Here is a 15,799-nt window from a genome sequence, read left to right as displayed (position 1 = left end):
CCGCCTTCCCCGTGGGCGCCGCCATCGACAAGGGGCACGGCAGGTGGGCAATGGCGGCTGGTGCCGGCCTTGCCGACCTCGCTTCCTGACGCCAACGCAGGATGTCAAATCTCATTTCGGTACTGGCCGCACGGACCTCCCAAGGCTCGCCGCACTGAAGCGTGTTTGGCGGGTGTCGATGGCCAGCCTCGTCTTTGCCGCTGACCGTGCCGGCAAGCTGACGCCGGCTCAGAAGAACTATATCTGGCAGCAGTTCTCGATCACCAAGATTCGCATGGCAGAACCGCCACTGATCCTCCCCCGTTTTTGTGGACACCCATGTTAGCTTTTGCGAGCTTCAGAGGAGTGTTCGATGGGCACACGGCGCCGGGTGTTTCCAGAGGCGTTCAAGCGGGAGGCCGTTGAGCGGGTAACCTCCAGCGGTCTTTCCGCCGGGCAGGTGGCGCAGGAGCTGGGGCTGCACGAGACGGTTCTGCGGCGGTGGGTGAGAGATCTGGCACCACAGGCGACGGGGCCGGCGCGGCGCCCGATCCTGCAGGCGGCGGGCCCGTCGCCGGCCGACCTTGCGGCGGAGAACGCCCGGCTCAGGCGGGAGAACGAGCGCCTGCGGATGGAGCGCGACATCTTAAAAAAAGCCGCGCTCATCTTCGGAGCGGCCTCCCGATGAAGTTCGGGTTCGTCGATGAGCATCGCGCTGTGTGGCCGGTTCGCGTGATGTGCGCGGCCCTCGGGCTGTCGGCCAGCGGCTATTTTGCCTGGCGCGCCCGGCCGGAGAGCTTGCGCGCGCAGACCAACCGGGCACTCACCGACGACATCCGGCTGATCCATGCGCAGAGCTGCGGGACCTATGGCGCGCCGCGGATCCATGCGGTCCTGAGGGGGCACGGTCGGCGCGTGGGCCGGTCCCGGATCGAGCGGCTCATGCGCCGCGCCGGCATCCGGGGCCTGGCCGCCGTGCCAAGGCGCACGCGGACGACCCACAGCCGCCATTCCTAACCGATCGCTCCCAACCGGCTCGCCCGCAACTTCATGACCCAGGCCCCGAACCAGGTCTGGCTGGCGGACCTCACTTACATCCCCACAGGCGAAGGCTGGCTCACCCTTGCCGGCGTGCTCGACATGCACACCCGCAAGCTGGTCGGCTGGTCCATGCGCGAGACATTGCACACACAGATCGCGCTGGAAGCCCTCGCCATGGCCATCGCGCGCCAGAGGCCGGCACCCGGCCTGATCCACCACTCAGATCGTGGGATTCAATACGCTGCCGAGGCCTACCGCGGGGCACTTGCCGCAGCGGGCATCACCCCATCCATGAGCCGCAAGGGCGACTGCTGGGACAATGCCCCCATGGAAAGCTTCTTCCACACCCTGAAAACCGAGCGGGTCCACCATCGCCTCTATGCCACCAGGGCCGAGGCGCGACGCGATCTGTTCGGATACATTGAGGGCTTCTACAATTCCCGCCGCCTGCACTCGGCCCTCGGCTATATCAGCCCAGCCGAGATGGAACGCAGAGCGGCTTAACCCCGTCCACTTTCTCGGGGGAAGATCACTCCTTGAGGTCTTGGGCGCTCGAGCCCCGTGCCTCCCGGTTGAGGCGGCCAGCGCGGTCGGCCGACGGAGATTCGGACTGCCGGCATGCGCCAGACCGTATGTTGTTTTATTATTTAGAACACTATTCTATATAGCGCCCTGCGCTCGCTTGTGACCGAGACAGCATTCCGACTGCGGACGAAGGAATCCGATCATGGCCGACGCCACTCTGACCTGGTCTCTCGACGACGCCGTGTGTCGCATCGTTCTGAGCCGGCCGGAGAAGGGCAATGCCCTTAGCGGGGCCGCGGTGCGCGACCTTGATCGCGCCTTCGATGCCGCCCTCACGCAGGGCGCGCGTCTGGTCGTTTTCGAGGGCGCGGGGCGCCATTTCTGCACTGGCTTTGACCTGTCCGATCTCGACAGCGAGAGCGACGGCGACCTTCTGCTGCGGTTCGTGACCATCGAGGGGTTTCTGCGCAAGGTGTTCGATGCGCCTGTCGTGACCGTGGCGCTCGGGCGTGGCAGCGTGTTCGGGGCGGGCGCCGATCTCTTCGCAGCCTGCGATCATCGCATTGCGGTGGAGACGCCCCGTTTCGCGTTTCCCGGCTCCGGCTTCGGACTGGTGCTCGGCACCGCTCGCCTTGCCAGCCGCGTCGGTCGCGACCGTGCCCGCAGCATTCTGTTGCGGGGCGAGGTCATCGACTCCGCCCGCGCCCAGGCCATCGGTCTCGTGACGGAGCAGATCGCGGAGGAGGGCATCGATGCCGCGCTGGCGGACCTCGTGCGGGAGGCGAAGCGCCTCGACCCGCAGACAGTAGCCGCCTTGCGCGGAGCCACCAAGGTAGGGGATGCCGATGCAGAGCTTGCGGACCTCTGCCGCTCCGCCGCCCGCGACGGCCTCAAGGCGCGCATCGTCGCCTATCGCGCTCACGTTCTGGCCTCGGCCAGACAGAAGACGGCCTGATCCGGCCGGCCCCGGTTGAGCAGGACCTGCCCAAGCTTGACCTCTCCGGGGAAGGCAGTTACGCCCTTTAATGCTCCGTACTGAATAGTGATACAGTGGATCGTACACTTCTCAAGGGACTGCGCGTTCTGGAGCATCTGGCCGGTCGACCCGCGCCCGGAGGCGTCAGCGAGCTCGCGCGCGAGCTCGACATGACCAAGAGCAACGCGCACCGCACGCTTCAGACGCTCGTCGCCGCCGGCTTCGTGCGGGCGTTGCCGGGCGGCACTTATGACTGCACGCTGAAAGTCTTCGAGTTGGCGGGGCAGGTGCTGGGGCGGCTCGATGTGCGGCAGGTCGCCGAGCCGTTCATGCGCACGCTGGCGGATGCGACCCTTGAGACGATCCATCTTGCGGTCCTCGATGGCGCCGAGGTCATCTATCTCCACAAGATCGAGAGTCCGCATCCGGTGCGGGCCTATTCCTCCATCGGTGGCCGGGCGCCGGCGCATTGCGTCGCGTCCGGAAAGGCGCTTCTGGCCTACCAGCAGGACGAAGCGCTGCGCGTCTTCTCCGATCCGCTCGCGGTTTTCACGCCGAATTCCATCTCCACGCTGGGCCGGCTGCGCGAGGAACTGGCGCAGATCAGGGATGCGGGATTTGCGGTGAATCGCGGCGAATGGCGCGAGAGCGTGTGGGGACTGGCGGCCATCGTCAAAGACGGCACGGGAGCCCCCGTCGCCGCGATCGGCATTTCCGGCCCTGTCGACCGGCTGCAGGACAGCTTCCCGGCGCGATACAGGGACGTGGTCATGCGGACGGCCGTCGATCTGTCACGGGCGCTCGGCCACAATCCCGCTCTCATGTCGGCGCGCGCGTTCAACCCGCCGAAGCCGATGGCCTGACGGGCCTGACCTGCGGCCGGCCGGTGACATCGCCGGCCGCGTTTTGAGCCCCCTAAGCCGTCTCGCGGCTCGGGGCCGTCTGGAAGACCTCGTCATTGTGCTCGCCAAGCTGCGGCGGCGGCCGGTCGATGCCGAAGCCCTTGCCGGAAATGCGCAGGGGCGAAACGAAGGTCTTGGTCATCACGCCCGAGGGAAGCTGCACCGGCTGAACCCATTCCATGTGGGCGACCTGCGGATCGGCCAGGGCCTGCGAATAGGTGTTGATCGGCGCGCAGGGCACCCCGGCTTTGCGGAACATCGCCAGCAAGTCCTCGCAGGTGAAGGCGGCGAATTCCTGTTCCAGGATCTCCAGGAGGTCGGCCTGGTTCTGCGCCCGCAGGCCGGTGGAGGCGAAGCGCGGATCCTCGAACAGATCGGGGCGGGAGATGGCCTCGCACGCCGCGCGATAGAGCGCATTGTTGCCGGCGGCCATGGCGAAGTAGCCGTCCTTGGCCCGGAAGGCCTGATACGGCGCGTTGCGGGGGTGCGCCGAGCCGAGGCGCCGCGGGTCCCTGCCGCTGCCGAAATATTCGCTGGTCTGCAGCGCCCCCATGGCGAGGGAGGCGCCGAACATGGAGGCGTCGATATGGCCCCCCCGCCCGCCGCCCCGCACATGGAAGAGCGCCGCGGCGATGGCGTAGGCCGCATAGAGACCGGTGCCGAAATCGGAGATCGGCACGCCGCACTTGACGGGTGGGCTGCCTGGCTCGCCGGTCACGCTCATGACGCCGCTCATCGCCTGAAGCGTGAGGTCGAAACCCGCCTCGCGAGAGCGGGGCCCTTCCTGTCCAAATGCCGAGATCGAGCAATAGACAAGGCCCGGGTGTCCCTCGCTGACCGAGGCATAATCCAGCCCGAGACGCGCCATCACGCCCGGCCGGTTGTTTTCCACCACGACGTCCGCCGCCGCGATCAGATCCAGCGCGCGCTGCTTGTCGCGCGTGCCCTTGAGATCCAGCGTGACCGATCGCTTGTTCCGGTTCAAAGAGGCGAAGTTCTCGCTGAACCCCTCGCTCAGCGGGGGCCATTGGCGCATGGAGTCGCCGCCGTCCGGATTCTCCACCTTGATGACGTCTGCGCCCATGTCTGCGAGCAGCATCGCGCAGAACGGGCCTGCGGCCACGGTGCAGAATTCGACGACTTTCACTCCGGCAAGGGGTTTCAATCTCTTCTCCTGAAAACAGGTCAGGCAGGCCATCGCCCGGGCTTTGGGGGATTGCCGTGCAAACTCAATGGATCTTGACGGCGGCCGCGCCCGCCGGCTCTCTACTTGTGCTCCCAGAAATTGGGCGTGACATTGAGAGAATAGCCGCTGCGAAATGTCTTGATATTTGCGTCTCTGGCGTACGCGTGACGGTTTATCGCGCCGATGTTTCCGCCATAGAGGTGAATGGAAACAGAGGATTTGCTGAGGCTCCCATTTTTCACCTTGTGAATGTCTCCGATGGTCGGCGAGACCATGTCGATGTCGCCGCTTTCGAGAATTTCGATGGCCCCTTCGGGTTGCATCGCCCCCTCGGCGATCTGGTAGCGCTGGGAGGTTTCCGATCCGCGCAGGACGCCAAGCAGGCCCCAGACCGTGTGGTCGTGGATCGGCGTCTCCTGGCCTGGCCCCCATACGAAACTGACCAGGCTGAACCGCTCGAGCGGGTCGCAATGGAGCAGATACTGCTGGTAGGTGCGCTCGTCCGGGCGGGCGAAGGCGTCGGGCAACCATTCGTCGTTGGAGATCAGGTCGCTCATCAGCGGCTTTGCGGCCTGCAGCATGGCCGGCTCGTCAAGGCGCTGGTCCGCGAGCAGGGTGAGCTCACGGATGAAAGTGCGGAACCTGCTGCTTCCTGACATGGGCACTCCTGCCGTCCGTGCGCCGATCTTGTCCGCCGGAAAGGCTGCCTGATGCCCCCGGGGTCCGGCAACGACCACCGTATCAATATTTGGAACGTCTTCCCATATTCTAGTCGCGGTGACTGGGAGGTCAATGATCGCGCGCCACATAGATGCGCCAGCGCCCGTCTTTCTCTTCAGCGAGCCGATAGAGGGCGCTGGATACGAAGGGATCGGCGGTCCACGCGCTGTCCTGCGGCGTGACGACAACGCCGCCGCAGCCAAAGGTCCGGCGCAGGGTCGCGACATCCTCCGCCGTTCCCATCCCGGCGAACACCCGGCCGAAGAGGGCCGCCGCGTCCGTCCGCGCCGATGCGGAGAGGGGCGCGAAGGCGAGCGCCATCTCCTCGCCGCCGAAGCACGAACGGCGGCGCGACAGGAGCGCCCACGACAGGTTGATCGGCCAGGGCGTCAGCTTCTCCAGCCGCGCCGGATTGCTGGCGATCCGCTCCTGCGGTCCCACGTGCCGCCGCACCGCCTGCCACAGCGCCGGATCGCCAGCGAATGTTCGGCCATCGGCGCTCTGTTCGCCCGCGATGTTGCGCCGGGCGAGGGCGAGGGTGTCCGGCAAGCCGATGGCAATGAGCGCGAGGCCGGCGGCCAGCAGCGCGAGCCCGGTCCGGGCGCGCGTCGTCTCGACCGCCCGAGACAGTCCCGCCGCGAGCGCGGCGCCGGCAAAGGCCGCGAGCACCAGCACCGCCGGCAGGACGGCGCGCCAGCCGAGATCGTTGTTCTCCCCCACGGTGCTTTGCAGGGCCGCGCTGACCGCCAGAGCGACAATGACGAGCGCCGCGAGCGCCCGAGCCGTCTGCTGCTCGGCCCTGCCGGCCACTCGCCCGGTAAAGACCAGAGCGAAACCCACGACGCCGGCGAACAGGACGCCGGGAAACTCCACCGGCAGCAGTACCAGCCCATAGGAGAGGGGATCGAGCACCGCGCGCAGAGCCTGCGGCCATCCCGGTCCGAGCACGGGGAAGGGGACCATCTGGACGGGCATGCCGCTCCCCCGCGCTGCCGCCGCATGGATCTGCGCCATCAGCAAAGGGGCCACCAGCGCCAGCGCCACCAGCGCCGCGCCGGCCAGTGCCGCGAGGAACCGCAGTCGCCCCACCGGAGGAGGTGAGAGGCCCAGCACCAGCGCCGCCGCCGTTCCCGCCAGAGCGAAGGTCACCCCGCCCACCCACAGGGAACTGCCGAACGCAGCCGCAGCCGCCAGCCCGATCAGGCCCGCGAGCACCGTAGCCTCCCCGGCGCACCGCCCGGCGCGCAGCCGCGCCATGAGCAGCACCGCGATCACACAGGCGGTGGCGGAGCTCACATGATGCGGGCTCCAGCTCGTCTGATAGAGAAGGCCGGCGAGGCCCGAGGCGGGATCGAGCACGTGGTCCACCCGCGCCCCACCGAACAGCGCCGCAAGGACCGGCCGCAGGGAGCCCGCCGATGCGGCGAGGAGCGCGAGGAAGGGCGCGGATAGGCTGGGGTTCAGACGGAAGGCGAGCCCCGCCACCAGCGCCAGCGCGGCGAAGCCGGTGAACCAGGTGGCCGCAGCATCTGCCGCCCAGCCTTGCGCGCCGGAGAGGAGGGCGAGTTCCGCCGCGCCGAAGTGCCAGAGATAATAATAGGCCACCGTCCCTGCCGCGCCGCCTGCCCCGAACACCGGGTTGGCTGGGGGGATGGCCCGGTTCTGGGCGATCTCGTCGATCAGGATGATCTTGGCATGATCGTAGATGGGTGAGGCGAGGGCGATGGCGCCGTCCGCCGTCACCTTCGGCAGCACCCCCAGCATGGGCACCAGAGCAAGGAGCCCCGCGAACACGAGCGCGGAGAGCGGAAAGGGCGCTTCATCCCGCGTGCGCGGCAGGGCGAGCGCGCACAGGCTCACCAGCGCCGCTGATCCGATGACGACGACCGGCGAGAGGCCGAACAGATGGGCCACGGCGAGGGCAGCCGGTGTCTGCGTCGCCCATCCGAGCGCCGGAGCGAGCGCCAGCGCCGCGGTGCGGCCTTGCCCCAGTCGCCGCGCGAGAAGCCAGCCGGGCAAGGCCCACAGGAAAAACGCCAGCAGGATGCACGGGAGAAGGCTCGGAAGGGAAACCATCACCGGGCAGCGCCGGCCGTCACAGGCCGGCGAACCAGTTGAATCCCTGCTTCTCCCAGAACCCAAGAGGGTAGGTGTTGGTCACTTCGATGGCGCGGATCCATTTGGGATTCTTGTAGCCGAGCTTTACCGCGGTGCGCAGCCGCATCGGGGCGCCGAACGGGTCGGTGATGGGTTCGCCCGCATAATGGGTGGCGAGGATAGTTTGCGGGTGGAGCGCCGAGGCCATGTCGATGCTCTCCATGTAATCGTCGTTGCCGTAGAAGGCGATGTACTTGGCCGAAAGGTCCGCACCGACGCGGGTGAGGAAATCCCTCAGGTTCGGCCCGGACCACTGGCCGATATAGTCCCAACCCTCCACGCAGATGTGGCGGATGATGACTTCCTGCTGCGGCAGGGCATTGATGCGGTCCAGCGTCCACGGCCGCTTGTCCTTGATGAGGCCGGAAAGTTCCAATTGCCAGGTGGAGACATCCACCGGCTTCACCTCGTCGATCTCATAATAGGCGTTGAAGCGGGGCGGCTTCACCACGAGGTCGCGGGAATAGGTGGGGGCGAGCCGCTTCGGGTCGAACAGGGCGGCCTGCACGCCGTCGTTGAAGTCGGAGACTGTGCGCAGAACGCCCTGAACCTCCTCGCGATTGGAGATGTCGCAGCCGGCGAGGAGCGACAGCGCGCCGAGGCTCAGCGAGCCGCGCAGCAGCTTGCGGCGGTCGATGCGCTCAAGGAGGGCGCGGTTCTCGACCATGAGGCTCTGGTCGGGCCGCGCGATGGAGGCCCGGTTCGGCCGGAAGAAGGAGCGGAGGGACATTGGCGTGGCCTCAGGTCAGCGCGAGGGATCGGGCGCGGGCGCGCCATCGGCGTGCAGGGGGGCGGGCGCGGGCAAGCGGGGGCCGCCGGTGAACATGGCGAGGAGTGTCTTCGGCACGAGCAGCGCAAGGGTGACGTGGACCACCATGAACAGCACGATGGCCGCCATGCCGAGGAAGTGGATCAGCCGCGCGGACTGGAAGCCGCCGAGCATCGAGACGAGCCCGGAGAACTGCACCGGCTTCCAGATGGCGAGGCCCGAGGCCACCTGCACCACGATGATGGTGATGACACCCACATAGAGCACCTTCTGCACCGCATTGTAGTGGGTGAGATCCTGGTGCTTCAGGCGAAAGCTCAACGCGGCGACGGCATCGGCGATCACTTCGCGCGGGCGGATGGGGAAGAACAGGCGGGCGAAGCGGCCGGTGGCGACGCCGTAGGCGAGATAGGCGAGGCCGTTCAGCACCAGCACCCACATGCCGAAGAAGTGCCACTGGAGCGCGTGCTGTGCCCACACCCCGAGCACGATGGCCTGCGGGAAATGCAGAAAGCCGAAGATCACCTCGTCATTGTAGATCTTCCAGCCGCTGCCGATCATCACGATCATGGCGATGGCATTGGTCCAGTGCATGATCCGCAAGGGGAGCGGATGCATGCGTCTTGATATGTTGTCTTTCATGTGCATCCCTCGCGTTTCGGGATTATTGAATTTCATTTTGTGTCACGTAATAAATATTGACCATTCATCGTAAATGATGACGTATATCGTCAATAAAACTATCTTGGAGACTTCGCATGCGCCCCAGTCGTTCTGTTCTCGCGCTCGCACTTGTCTTCGGCGCCACCGCCGCCGGCGCGCCGTCCTTCGCCGCCGGTCCGCCCCACGCCAGCACCCAGACGCAGCCGGCGGAGGACGCTCTCACCCCTGCCGAGCGAATGGCCGCGCGCTTTCCGCAAAAGGTGCGGGTAGGCGATCTCGTGGGCCTGCCGCTGCTCGATTTCGATGACCGCACGCTGGGCTTCGTCACAGAGGTGGCGCGGACGCCCGAGGGTGGCATCGTGCTGGTGGTGCCGGTGGGCGGCTGGTTCGGCCGCGGGGGCCGCCCCGTGCCGGTGCCCATCGAGACGGTGGCGATCCTCGGGCGGCAGATCGCACTCCTCGACATTCCGCGCGACGACCTGCCGAAGCTCGCGGCGTGGACACCGGGGGCGGGCCAGAGCGTGCCGGCGGACGACATCATCCGCATCGCCATCACCCGGCGCTGATGGGGAAAGGGCGCGGTCACGGCCGCGTCCTTTCCGTTTCCGCCAGCAGGTTCGCCGCCTCGATGGAGGGGATCTGCCACCGGTTCAGCGCCAGATGACGGCCGAAGCCGAGGGCGCGCCGTTCCAGCCGCGCGCGCAGGACCACATCCGCGATGGTCTCGAACTCGGCGATATGGGCGAGGCCGAGGATGCGGCGGATGATCTCCATGCCGGCGAAGCCCAATGCGTCCTGCCAGACGCCAGTGAGATGCGTCGTAAGCGCCACCGTCGCGCCGCCCTCATCCCCCTGCGCCTCGAACAGATCGAAGCCACCGAGGATGCCGGTGCGCTCGTGTGCCCACAGGCGCGAGAAGTCCGCCTCGAAGGTCCGCCACAGGGTGCCGGCGGTGGCGAGCAGGAATGCGCTGTACGAGCCCGCCGCCCGCGCGTCGGCGCGGTGGGCCTCCTGCGCGAAGGCGGCCATCCAGAGGTTGGCGAGGCATACGCCCACATCGAACCCCATGGGGCCATAGAGGGCGAACTCCGCGTCGATGACCCTTGTGTCGGTGGGCGTCGCCATCACCGAACCGGTGTGGAGGTCGCCGTGCAGCAGGGTCTCGGCGCAGGTGCAGAAGCGCGCCTTCATCTCCACCGCCGCGAGCTTCAGAGGGCGGTCGGCGCGGAAGGCGCTCGCGATGTCCTCCAGCCCCGGCGTATGCCGGTTGAGAGGCGCGGCCTTGAACGGGTCCGAGAAGACCAGTTCCTCGGTGATGCCGGCGAGTTCCGCATTGCCCGCGAACAAGGCGAGATCGGCCTTGCGCGCCAGCGTGGGCATGCACCAGTCCGAGCCCCGGAACAGCGTGCGGGCGAGATAGAGCCCGAGATGGGTGCCGAGCAGCGGCAGCTCCTCCCCCGCCATGAAGGCGCGGCGCACCACCTTGTGCGGTGTCAGATGCTCCATGGCGAGCATCGCCTGGGCGGGGTCGAAGAAGAGGAGTTCCGGCGTGCGCCCGGGATCGCGCCTGCCAAGGCGCGACAGCGCCTCGTGCTCGAAGAAGGCGCGATCGAGGGACATGGGCCAGCTCTCGCCCACTACGCGGGCATAGGGCAGGGCCTGCTTCACCACGACGGAGCCCTTCGGCCCCTCGACGATGAAGACGAGGTTGAGGTTGCCGTCCCCCACCTCCCGCACCTGCCAGGCCTCGGCCGGGCCGAGCCGGTCCAGAAGCTCCGGCCGTCCGCCGAGGCGGTGGGGCAGGCTTTCGGCGTCGAGGGCGAGATAGGCGGTGCGGTCGAGCATCGGGGCCGTCCTCTCAGCGGGGGTGAACGGCGCAGTGCGCCATCCAGGCCGTGGCGAAGCCGGCGGCGAGGGCGATGGAGCGCGCCGCGCCGTTGTCGTCGCCCTTCTCGAAATCGCCATGCACCTGGCCGAGTTGGTTGGTGACGTGCGCGAGGCAGAGCACCGGCCTGCCTTGCGCCTGCGCGAAGGCGTAGAGCGCGGCCGCCTCCATCTCCACCGCCAGCAGCCCCTCGGCCTTGCGCCGGGCGATGGCGGCCTCGGTTTCACGGAAGGGGGCGTCGGTGGTCCAGGTGGCGCCGGTCAGCACCGGTCCCGTGTCCTCGCTGCAGGCGGCGCGGGCGATGGTGATGACTTCCGGGTCCGCCGAGGCGAAGGGCGCGGGCGGCAGATAGTGGTAGCTCGTCCCCTCGTCGCGGAGCGCCCGGTCGATGATGATGTGGTAGGAGGGCGGCGCGTGCGCGGCGATCTGCCCGGCGGAGGCCACCGAGATCAGCAGCTCGCAGCCGCAGACGAAGGCCTGCTCCGCCACCAGCACGGAGAAGGACGCCCCCACCGCATAGCCAACGATGCCGAAGGAGAGGCCCGCCGCCTCCCAGGTCCACATGTCCGTGTGGTAGCAGGCCCAGTAGGGCGAGCGGACGGCGCCGAAATGCGCGCGCACATAGTCCACCATGTCGCCATCGGGATCGAGCAGCACCACGCGCGGCACCGGGCCGGCGTCGAGCCCCTTCTGGCGGCGCGCCTCGCGCATCATGTTCTCGGGCCGGAACACCGATGGCGCGCGATGATCGGCCCGCTCGATCAGCGGCAGAAAGCCGGAGGGGACAGGCACGGCGCGGATGCGCGAGAGGTCGTCGGTGTCATCGAGCGGCTGGAGCAGCATGGCGGTCACTCACATCTTGTTCGGCGCGACGGCGGGCGCGGCGCTCTGGGTCGCGACCCGCAGGAAGGTGGAGACGATGCGGCTGCCGGCGGTCAGCGTGGTGGAGAGGTTGCCGGCGACCTTGGAGACGCCGCCCCTGCGGCGGCGGTAGGCGACGGGAATCTCGACGATGGCGAGCCCGGCGCGGGCGGCGCGCATCTGCATCTCGATGTTCCAGCCGTAGGTGAGTTCCCGCATGCCGAGGCCGAGCAGCGCCTCCCGGCGGATGGCGCGGAAAGTGCACATGTCCGAATAGGCGACGCCGTAGAGCGCGCGCATGCCGATGCCCGCCGCCCGCCCCGCCGCCACCTGATGCCAGGCCATGGCGCCCGGCTCGCGCACGCCGCGGGTGCGGGACGCGATGACGAAATCCGCCTTGCCCTCGGCGAGCGGTTTCAGCAGGGCGGGCAGGAAGGCGGGGTCGTCCGCCCCGTCCGCATCCATGAAGGCGATGATGTCGGCGTCGCGCGCCTCGCACACGCCTGCGAGACAGGCGCGGCCGAAGCCGCGTCCGGAGGCGAGGACGGTCGCGCCGGCTGAGGCCGCGATCTCCCGCGTGCCGTCTGTGGAGCCGCCATCGGCGACCACCACGAGATCGACGATGCCTTTCGGAATCTCGGCGAGGGTGCCGGCGATGGCCTCGGCTTCGTTCAGCGTCGGGATGACGAGGGCGATCCTCGGAGCGTCTGCGCGGGCCATCTAGAGGCTCCAGCGCAGGCCGCAATTGGCACAGGCGGCCGGCGGCGTTTCGGAGAGGAGGCCGGCGCGGAACGCCTTGTAGGCGTCGCCGTGCCAGATGTCGGAGAGCGGCTGGGTTGTCGCGTCGCCCAGCGTGTAGTTCTCGTAGCCGCGCTGGGAAAAGGGGGCGATGCAGCAGGGCAGGGCGCGCCCGTTGGCGGTGAAGTACATCACCGTCCACGGCCGCCGGCACATGGACCAGGGCGAGCCGTCCTCCGATCGCTTCAGGCTCATGCCGGGCTCGGAGGCCGCGCCGGAGGCGGAGAAGACCATCCCCAGCTCCGCCGCCACCCGCGCCGCCTCGGCGATATAGGCGGCCTCGTCGGTGTTGATCTGCTCGTAGAGCGCCTGGTCCGGCCTGGCGCGGCCGATGGCTTCCTGCTCGAAGAAGACAAGGCGCTGGAGATAGACTTCCCGCACGCCGAGGTCCGCCGCCACGCGCACGAAGTCCGGCAGCTCACAGATCGTCTCCTTGAGCCCGGTGAGCCAGGCGGAGACGCGGGGATTGGTGTGGCCCTCGCGCTCCTGAAGCTCGCGGAAGGCGCGGACGTTCTTCAGGATGCGGTCGAAATAGTTCTTGCCCCGGATGGCGCGGTAGGAATGCGCGTTGGCGGCATCGAGGGAGACGCGCAGTTCGTCGAGGCCGGCGGCGATCATGGCGCGGCCGTTCTTCTCGGTCAGTACCGTGCCGTTGGTGTTGAACAAGACGTAGGTGCCGCGGTCCTTCAGGTAGCGGACCATGCGGTCGAGGTCCGGCACCAGCATCGGCTCGCCGACGCCATGGAGGACGCAGCGTTCGAGATCGGGGATCTGGTCCACGATGGAGGTGAACAGCTCCCAGCTCATGTCCGCGGGCGGTTCAAGCTCCTCATAAGTGCGCGGGCAGGTCGTGCAGAGTAGGTTGCAGCGGTTCGTGGTCTCCAGATAGAGGCAGACCGGCTTTCGCACCGGCACGCTGGTGCGCTCCGTTTCCGCCCGCTCGAAATAGCGTCGCGAGACGGCGGGTGCGCCGGGGGTGAGAGCATTCATCGGCAAGGTCCGTTGCTGGAAGTCAGGGGCAGTCGCGCTCAGGACGCGCGGCGGCAAAGCGGATCGGTGTCGGCGACGGGCAAGCCCAGCCGTTCGGCGAGGTCGGCGTGGGCGAGGAGGCGCCTCAGGAGGTTGGTGCTGTTGCGCGCGTCGCCCCGGGCATGGGGCGCGGGGCCGAATGGAATGCCGGCGATCAATTCGCCATGGAGCAGCCGCAGGGCATGGGCGTCGTCCACGTCGTACCAAGTCGGGAGCACATGGACGGGCAGGCCGATCTCGGTGGCGCGCGCCATCGTCTGCGCGAAGACGCGCTCAGTGCTCCAGTCGATGTCTGCGAACAGGTGCCAGTGGGGCGCTTTCAGCCCCAGCACGTAATAGCCGCCATCCGTGGAGGGGCCGAGAACCGCGCGGTCGCCGGGCTGGGCGAGCACATGGGCGAGTTCCGCGAGCAGGGCAGGGGGAAGCGTCGGGCTGTCCGCGTTCAGCACCGCCGCCGCCGGATGTCCCAAAGCGAAGAGGTGTGCGAGGGTCATCGTGAGGCAGGCGCCGAAGTCGGGGGCCACAGCCTCCATCCGGCCGACGCCGGGCGGCAGCACGGCATCGAAGAAATGCGCGGCCCCCGCCGGACCATAGGCCACGTAGGGCGTGACGGGCGTCATACGCCCGGCGGCGAGGATGTTGCCCACGATGTCCTGAATGAAGGCGGTGTTGAACGCCGCCGCTTCCCGGGGATCGAGCGGCGGACAGAGCCGGGTCTTGGTGCGCCCCGCCGCCGACGCTTTCGCCATCACGGCGATGGCACAGGCGCGCACGTCCTCGCACAGGTCGGTCATGGCACGCCCCCGTTCCGGCTGCTTGTCTGAGAGAGATTTCGCGGGGGACACGGCCTCCGTTACGTCGCTCACGAACGAGTGAAGCGGGGGCGTGGCGTCACATGCTGGCTTCTCCCAGACGGCCGCGCAGGCGGGCGACTTCCGCCTCCAGCGCGGCGATACGCGCCTCGCGCTCCTCCAAGGCGGCGGCGACCAGCGGCGCGTCGATCTTCTGCGGGATGTGCTGCGGGCAGTTCACGTCCCAGGCGGAGACCTTGAGGAGCAAGGCGCGCTCCGGAATGGCGCCGTAGTCTTCCGGCATCAGCCGCGCCACGAGGTCCGCGTCGCCCTCCACCACGGAGAGCTCGCCCCACACCTTGATGCGGCGGCGGTGGGTGTAATCCATCAGGAACAGGAAGGCCTTCGGGTTCTCCGAGGCATTGCCGACCGTGACGTATTGCCGGTTGCCGCTGAAATCCGCCATGCCGAGGGTGTGTTCGTCCAGCACGCGGATGAAGCCCTTCGGCCCGCCGCGATGCTGCACATAGGGCTGGCCGGCGGCGTTGGCGGTGGCGAGGAAGGCGGTGTCGATCCCGCCGATGAACTGCACGAAATCCGGCGTCAGCTCCGTGCGGAAGCCGCCGCGTGCCTCGACGCGGGCATAGGCCTGGCGGGAGCCACGCGCCTGCTGCGCGGCCTTCACCGCCGCCGTGAAGGCGACATCGCTGGAGGGCGTGATTGCAAGGGGTTCGGACATGGCAGCCTCCTTCGGAAAACAAACTGGCTTCTGGCCCTGTGGGGAGCCCGGCGGTGAGGTTTCGGCCGGCACCCGCCCGCGCTCCGCTGTTTGGGGGCGGTTCGCCCGGAAGGGTGCGTTCGGATGCCGGCCGCAGGCCTCAGGCGGCCCGCGGCGCGCCGGAGCGCACCACGGGGAAGTCGATCTCGGTGCCGGCGACGTTGTTGAGGTAGTTGGTGAAGATGTTCACGGCGACGTGCGCCACCACTTCGACCAGCGCGCCGTCGTCGAGGCCGGCGGCGCGGGCGGCGGCGAGGTCTGCATCGCTCACCTGGCCGCGACGGGCGACCACGGCACGGGCGAAGGCGATGGCGCCTTCCGCCTTGCTGTCCGCCGCGCGGCCGGCACGGGCAAGGGTGATGTCGGCCTCGGAGAGGCCGGCGCCCTTGCCGATGAGGGTGTGGGCGGAAAGGCAATAGTCGCACCCATTCACCTCGGCGACGGCAATGGCGAGGCTTTCGCGCGTCTTCGCCGGCAGGGCGCCGCCACCCAGCGCGCCGGACAGGCCAATGAGGCCTTCAAGAGCGGCCGGGGCGTTGGCGGCGACCTTGAACAGGTTGGGGGTGGCGCCGAACTTCGCCTGGACGGCGGAGAGCAGGTCCTTCGCCTTGCCAGTGGTGGTGGCGGGATCGAGGGCGGGGATGCGGCTTGAAGAGTGGCCCATGGGAGTGCCTTTCGCGTTTCGCTTCGGGTCGGGCCGGCGTTCGTTCGCGGCCCGGTGACGAATAGCTAAGGCTTC

At 68.3% G+C, this 15,799-nt stretch carries 16 protein-coding genes and 1 pseudogene; 5 read left to right on the top strand and 12 right to left on the bottom strand.

Annotated elements, in window-relative coordinates:
* Nucleotides 1-178 precede the first annotated feature (178 nt).
* From J2126_RS00430 to J2126_RS00415, 4 genes and pseudogenes are all read left to right on the top strand, one after another.
* Nucleotides 179-325: a hypothetical protein gene (locus J2126_RS00430; protein WP_209483116.1), complete on the top strand. Its 147-nt coding sequence runs from the start codon at nucleotides 179-181 to the stop codon at nucleotides 323-325.
* Between the two features lie 27 nt (nucleotides 326-352).
* Nucleotides 353-1,524, top strand: a pseudogene (locus J2126_RS00425) (IS3 family transposase).
* A gap of 223 nt (nucleotides 1,525-1,747) precedes the next feature.
* Nucleotides 1,748-2,500 (top strand): enoyl-CoA hydratase/isomerase family protein, encoded by a 753-nt coding sequence (locus tag J2126_RS00420; RefSeq protein WP_209483114.1) that lies wholly within the window; start codon nucleotides 1,748-1,750, stop codon nucleotides 2,498-2,500.
* 95 nt (nucleotides 2,501-2,595) lie between these two features.
* Nucleotides 2,596-3,384, top strand: coding sequence for an IclR family transcriptional regulator (locus J2126_RS00415; RefSeq protein WP_209483112.1), 789 nt, complete (start codon nucleotides 2,596-2,598; stop codon nucleotides 3,382-3,384).
* Between the two features lie 52 nt (nucleotides 3,385-3,436).
* Here J2126_RS00415 and J2126_RS00410 read toward each other — a convergent pair whose 3' ends face one another.
* The 5 genes from J2126_RS00410 to J2126_RS00390 form a co-directional block, all read right to left on the bottom strand.
* Nucleotides 3,437-4,588 (bottom strand): CaiB/BaiF CoA transferase family protein, encoded by a 1,152-nt coding sequence (locus J2126_RS00410; RefSeq protein WP_209483110.1) that lies wholly within the window; start codon nucleotides 4,586-4,588, stop codon nucleotides 3,437-3,439.
* 101 nt (nucleotides 4,589-4,689) lie between these two features.
* Complete coding sequence (locus J2126_RS00405) at nucleotides 4,690-5,268, bottom strand: cysteine dioxygenase (protein ID WP_209483108.1); 579 nt, start codon at nucleotides 5,266-5,268, stop codon at nucleotides 4,690-4,692.
* A 130-nt stretch (nucleotides 5,269-5,398) separates the two neighbouring features.
* Nucleotides 5,399-7,405, bottom strand: coding sequence for a hypothetical protein (locus J2126_RS00400; RefSeq protein ID WP_209483106.1), 2,007 nt, complete (start codon nucleotides 7,403-7,405; stop codon nucleotides 5,399-5,401).
* Nucleotides 7,406-7,424: 19 nt separating this feature from the next.
* The gene (locus tag J2126_RS00395; protein WP_209483104.1) at nucleotides 7,425-8,216 is read right to left on the bottom strand and encodes a molybdopterin-dependent oxidoreductase; all 792 of its coding nucleotides are present in this window, start codon (nucleotides 8,214-8,216) and stop codon (nucleotides 7,425-7,427) included.
* Between the two features lie 15 nt (nucleotides 8,217-8,231).
* Nucleotides 8,232-8,873: a cytochrome b/b6 domain-containing protein gene (locus tag J2126_RS00390; protein ID WP_245327164.1), complete on the bottom strand. Its 642-nt coding sequence runs from the start codon at nucleotides 8,871-8,873 to the stop codon at nucleotides 8,232-8,234.
* Between the two features lie 140 nt (nucleotides 8,874-9,013).
* On the opposite strand from J2126_RS00390, the gene J2126_RS00385 reads away from it, so the two are divergent.
* Entirely contained in the window at nucleotides 9,014-9,484 is a 471-nt protein-coding gene (locus tag J2126_RS00385; RefSeq protein WP_209483100.1) for a PRC-barrel domain-containing protein, read from the top strand.
* 16 nt (nucleotides 9,485-9,500) lie between these two features.
* Here J2126_RS00385 and mtnK read toward each other — a convergent pair whose 3' ends face one another.
* From mtnK to J2126_RS00350, 7 genes are all read right to left on the bottom strand, one after another.
* On the bottom strand, nucleotides 9,501-10,763 hold the full coding sequence (gene mtnK, locus J2126_RS00380) for an S-methyl-5-thioribose kinase (RefSeq protein ID WP_209483097.1): 1,263 nt from the start codon (nucleotides 10,761-10,763) through the stop codon (nucleotides 9,501-9,503).
* A gap of 13 nt (nucleotides 10,764-10,776) precedes the next feature.
* Nucleotides 10,777-11,646 carry a nucleoside phosphorylase gene (locus tag J2126_RS00375; RefSeq protein WP_209489727.1) on the bottom strand — a complete coding sequence of 290 codons (870 nt, stop codon included), beginning with the start codon at nucleotides 11,644-11,646 and terminating at the stop codon, nucleotides 10,777-10,779.
* Between the two features lie 9 nt (nucleotides 11,647-11,655).
* Nucleotides 11,656-12,384, bottom strand: coding sequence for a glycosyltransferase family 2 protein (locus tag J2126_RS00370; RefSeq protein WP_209483095.1), 729 nt, complete (start codon nucleotides 12,382-12,384; stop codon nucleotides 11,656-11,658).
* A complete protein-coding gene (locus J2126_RS00365) occupies nucleotides 12,385-13,452 on the bottom strand; it encodes a radical SAM protein (RefSeq protein WP_209483093.1) in 1,068 nt (355 codons plus the stop codon).
* A gap of 38 nt (nucleotides 13,453-13,490) precedes the next feature.
* Nucleotides 13,491-14,285: a TIGR04282 family arsenosugar biosynthesis glycosyltransferase gene (locus J2126_RS00360; protein WP_209483091.1), complete on the bottom strand. Its 795-nt coding sequence runs from the start codon at nucleotides 14,283-14,285 to the stop codon at nucleotides 13,491-13,493.
* Nucleotides 14,286-14,382: 97 nt separating this feature from the next.
* Complete coding sequence (locus J2126_RS00355; protein ID WP_209483088.1) at nucleotides 14,383-15,021, bottom strand: pyridoxamine 5'-phosphate oxidase family protein; 639 nt, start codon at nucleotides 15,019-15,021, stop codon at nucleotides 14,383-14,385.
* A gap of 139 nt (nucleotides 15,022-15,160) precedes the next feature.
* The gene (locus J2126_RS00350; protein ID WP_209483086.1) at nucleotides 15,161-15,724 is read right to left on the bottom strand and encodes a carboxymuconolactone decarboxylase family protein; all 564 of its coding nucleotides are present in this window, start codon (nucleotides 15,722-15,724) and stop codon (nucleotides 15,161-15,163) included.
* Nucleotides 15,725-15,799 lie beyond the last annotated feature (75 nt).

The sequence above is a fragment of the Xanthobacter flavus genome, assembly GCF_017875275.1.
Classification (GTDB): Bacteria; Pseudomonadota; Alphaproteobacteria; order Rhizobiales; family Xanthobacteraceae; genus Xanthobacter; species Xanthobacter flavus_A.
The sequence above is the reverse complement of the archived record's forward strand: the minus strand, read 5'-3'. Positions and strand labels throughout refer to the sequence as shown.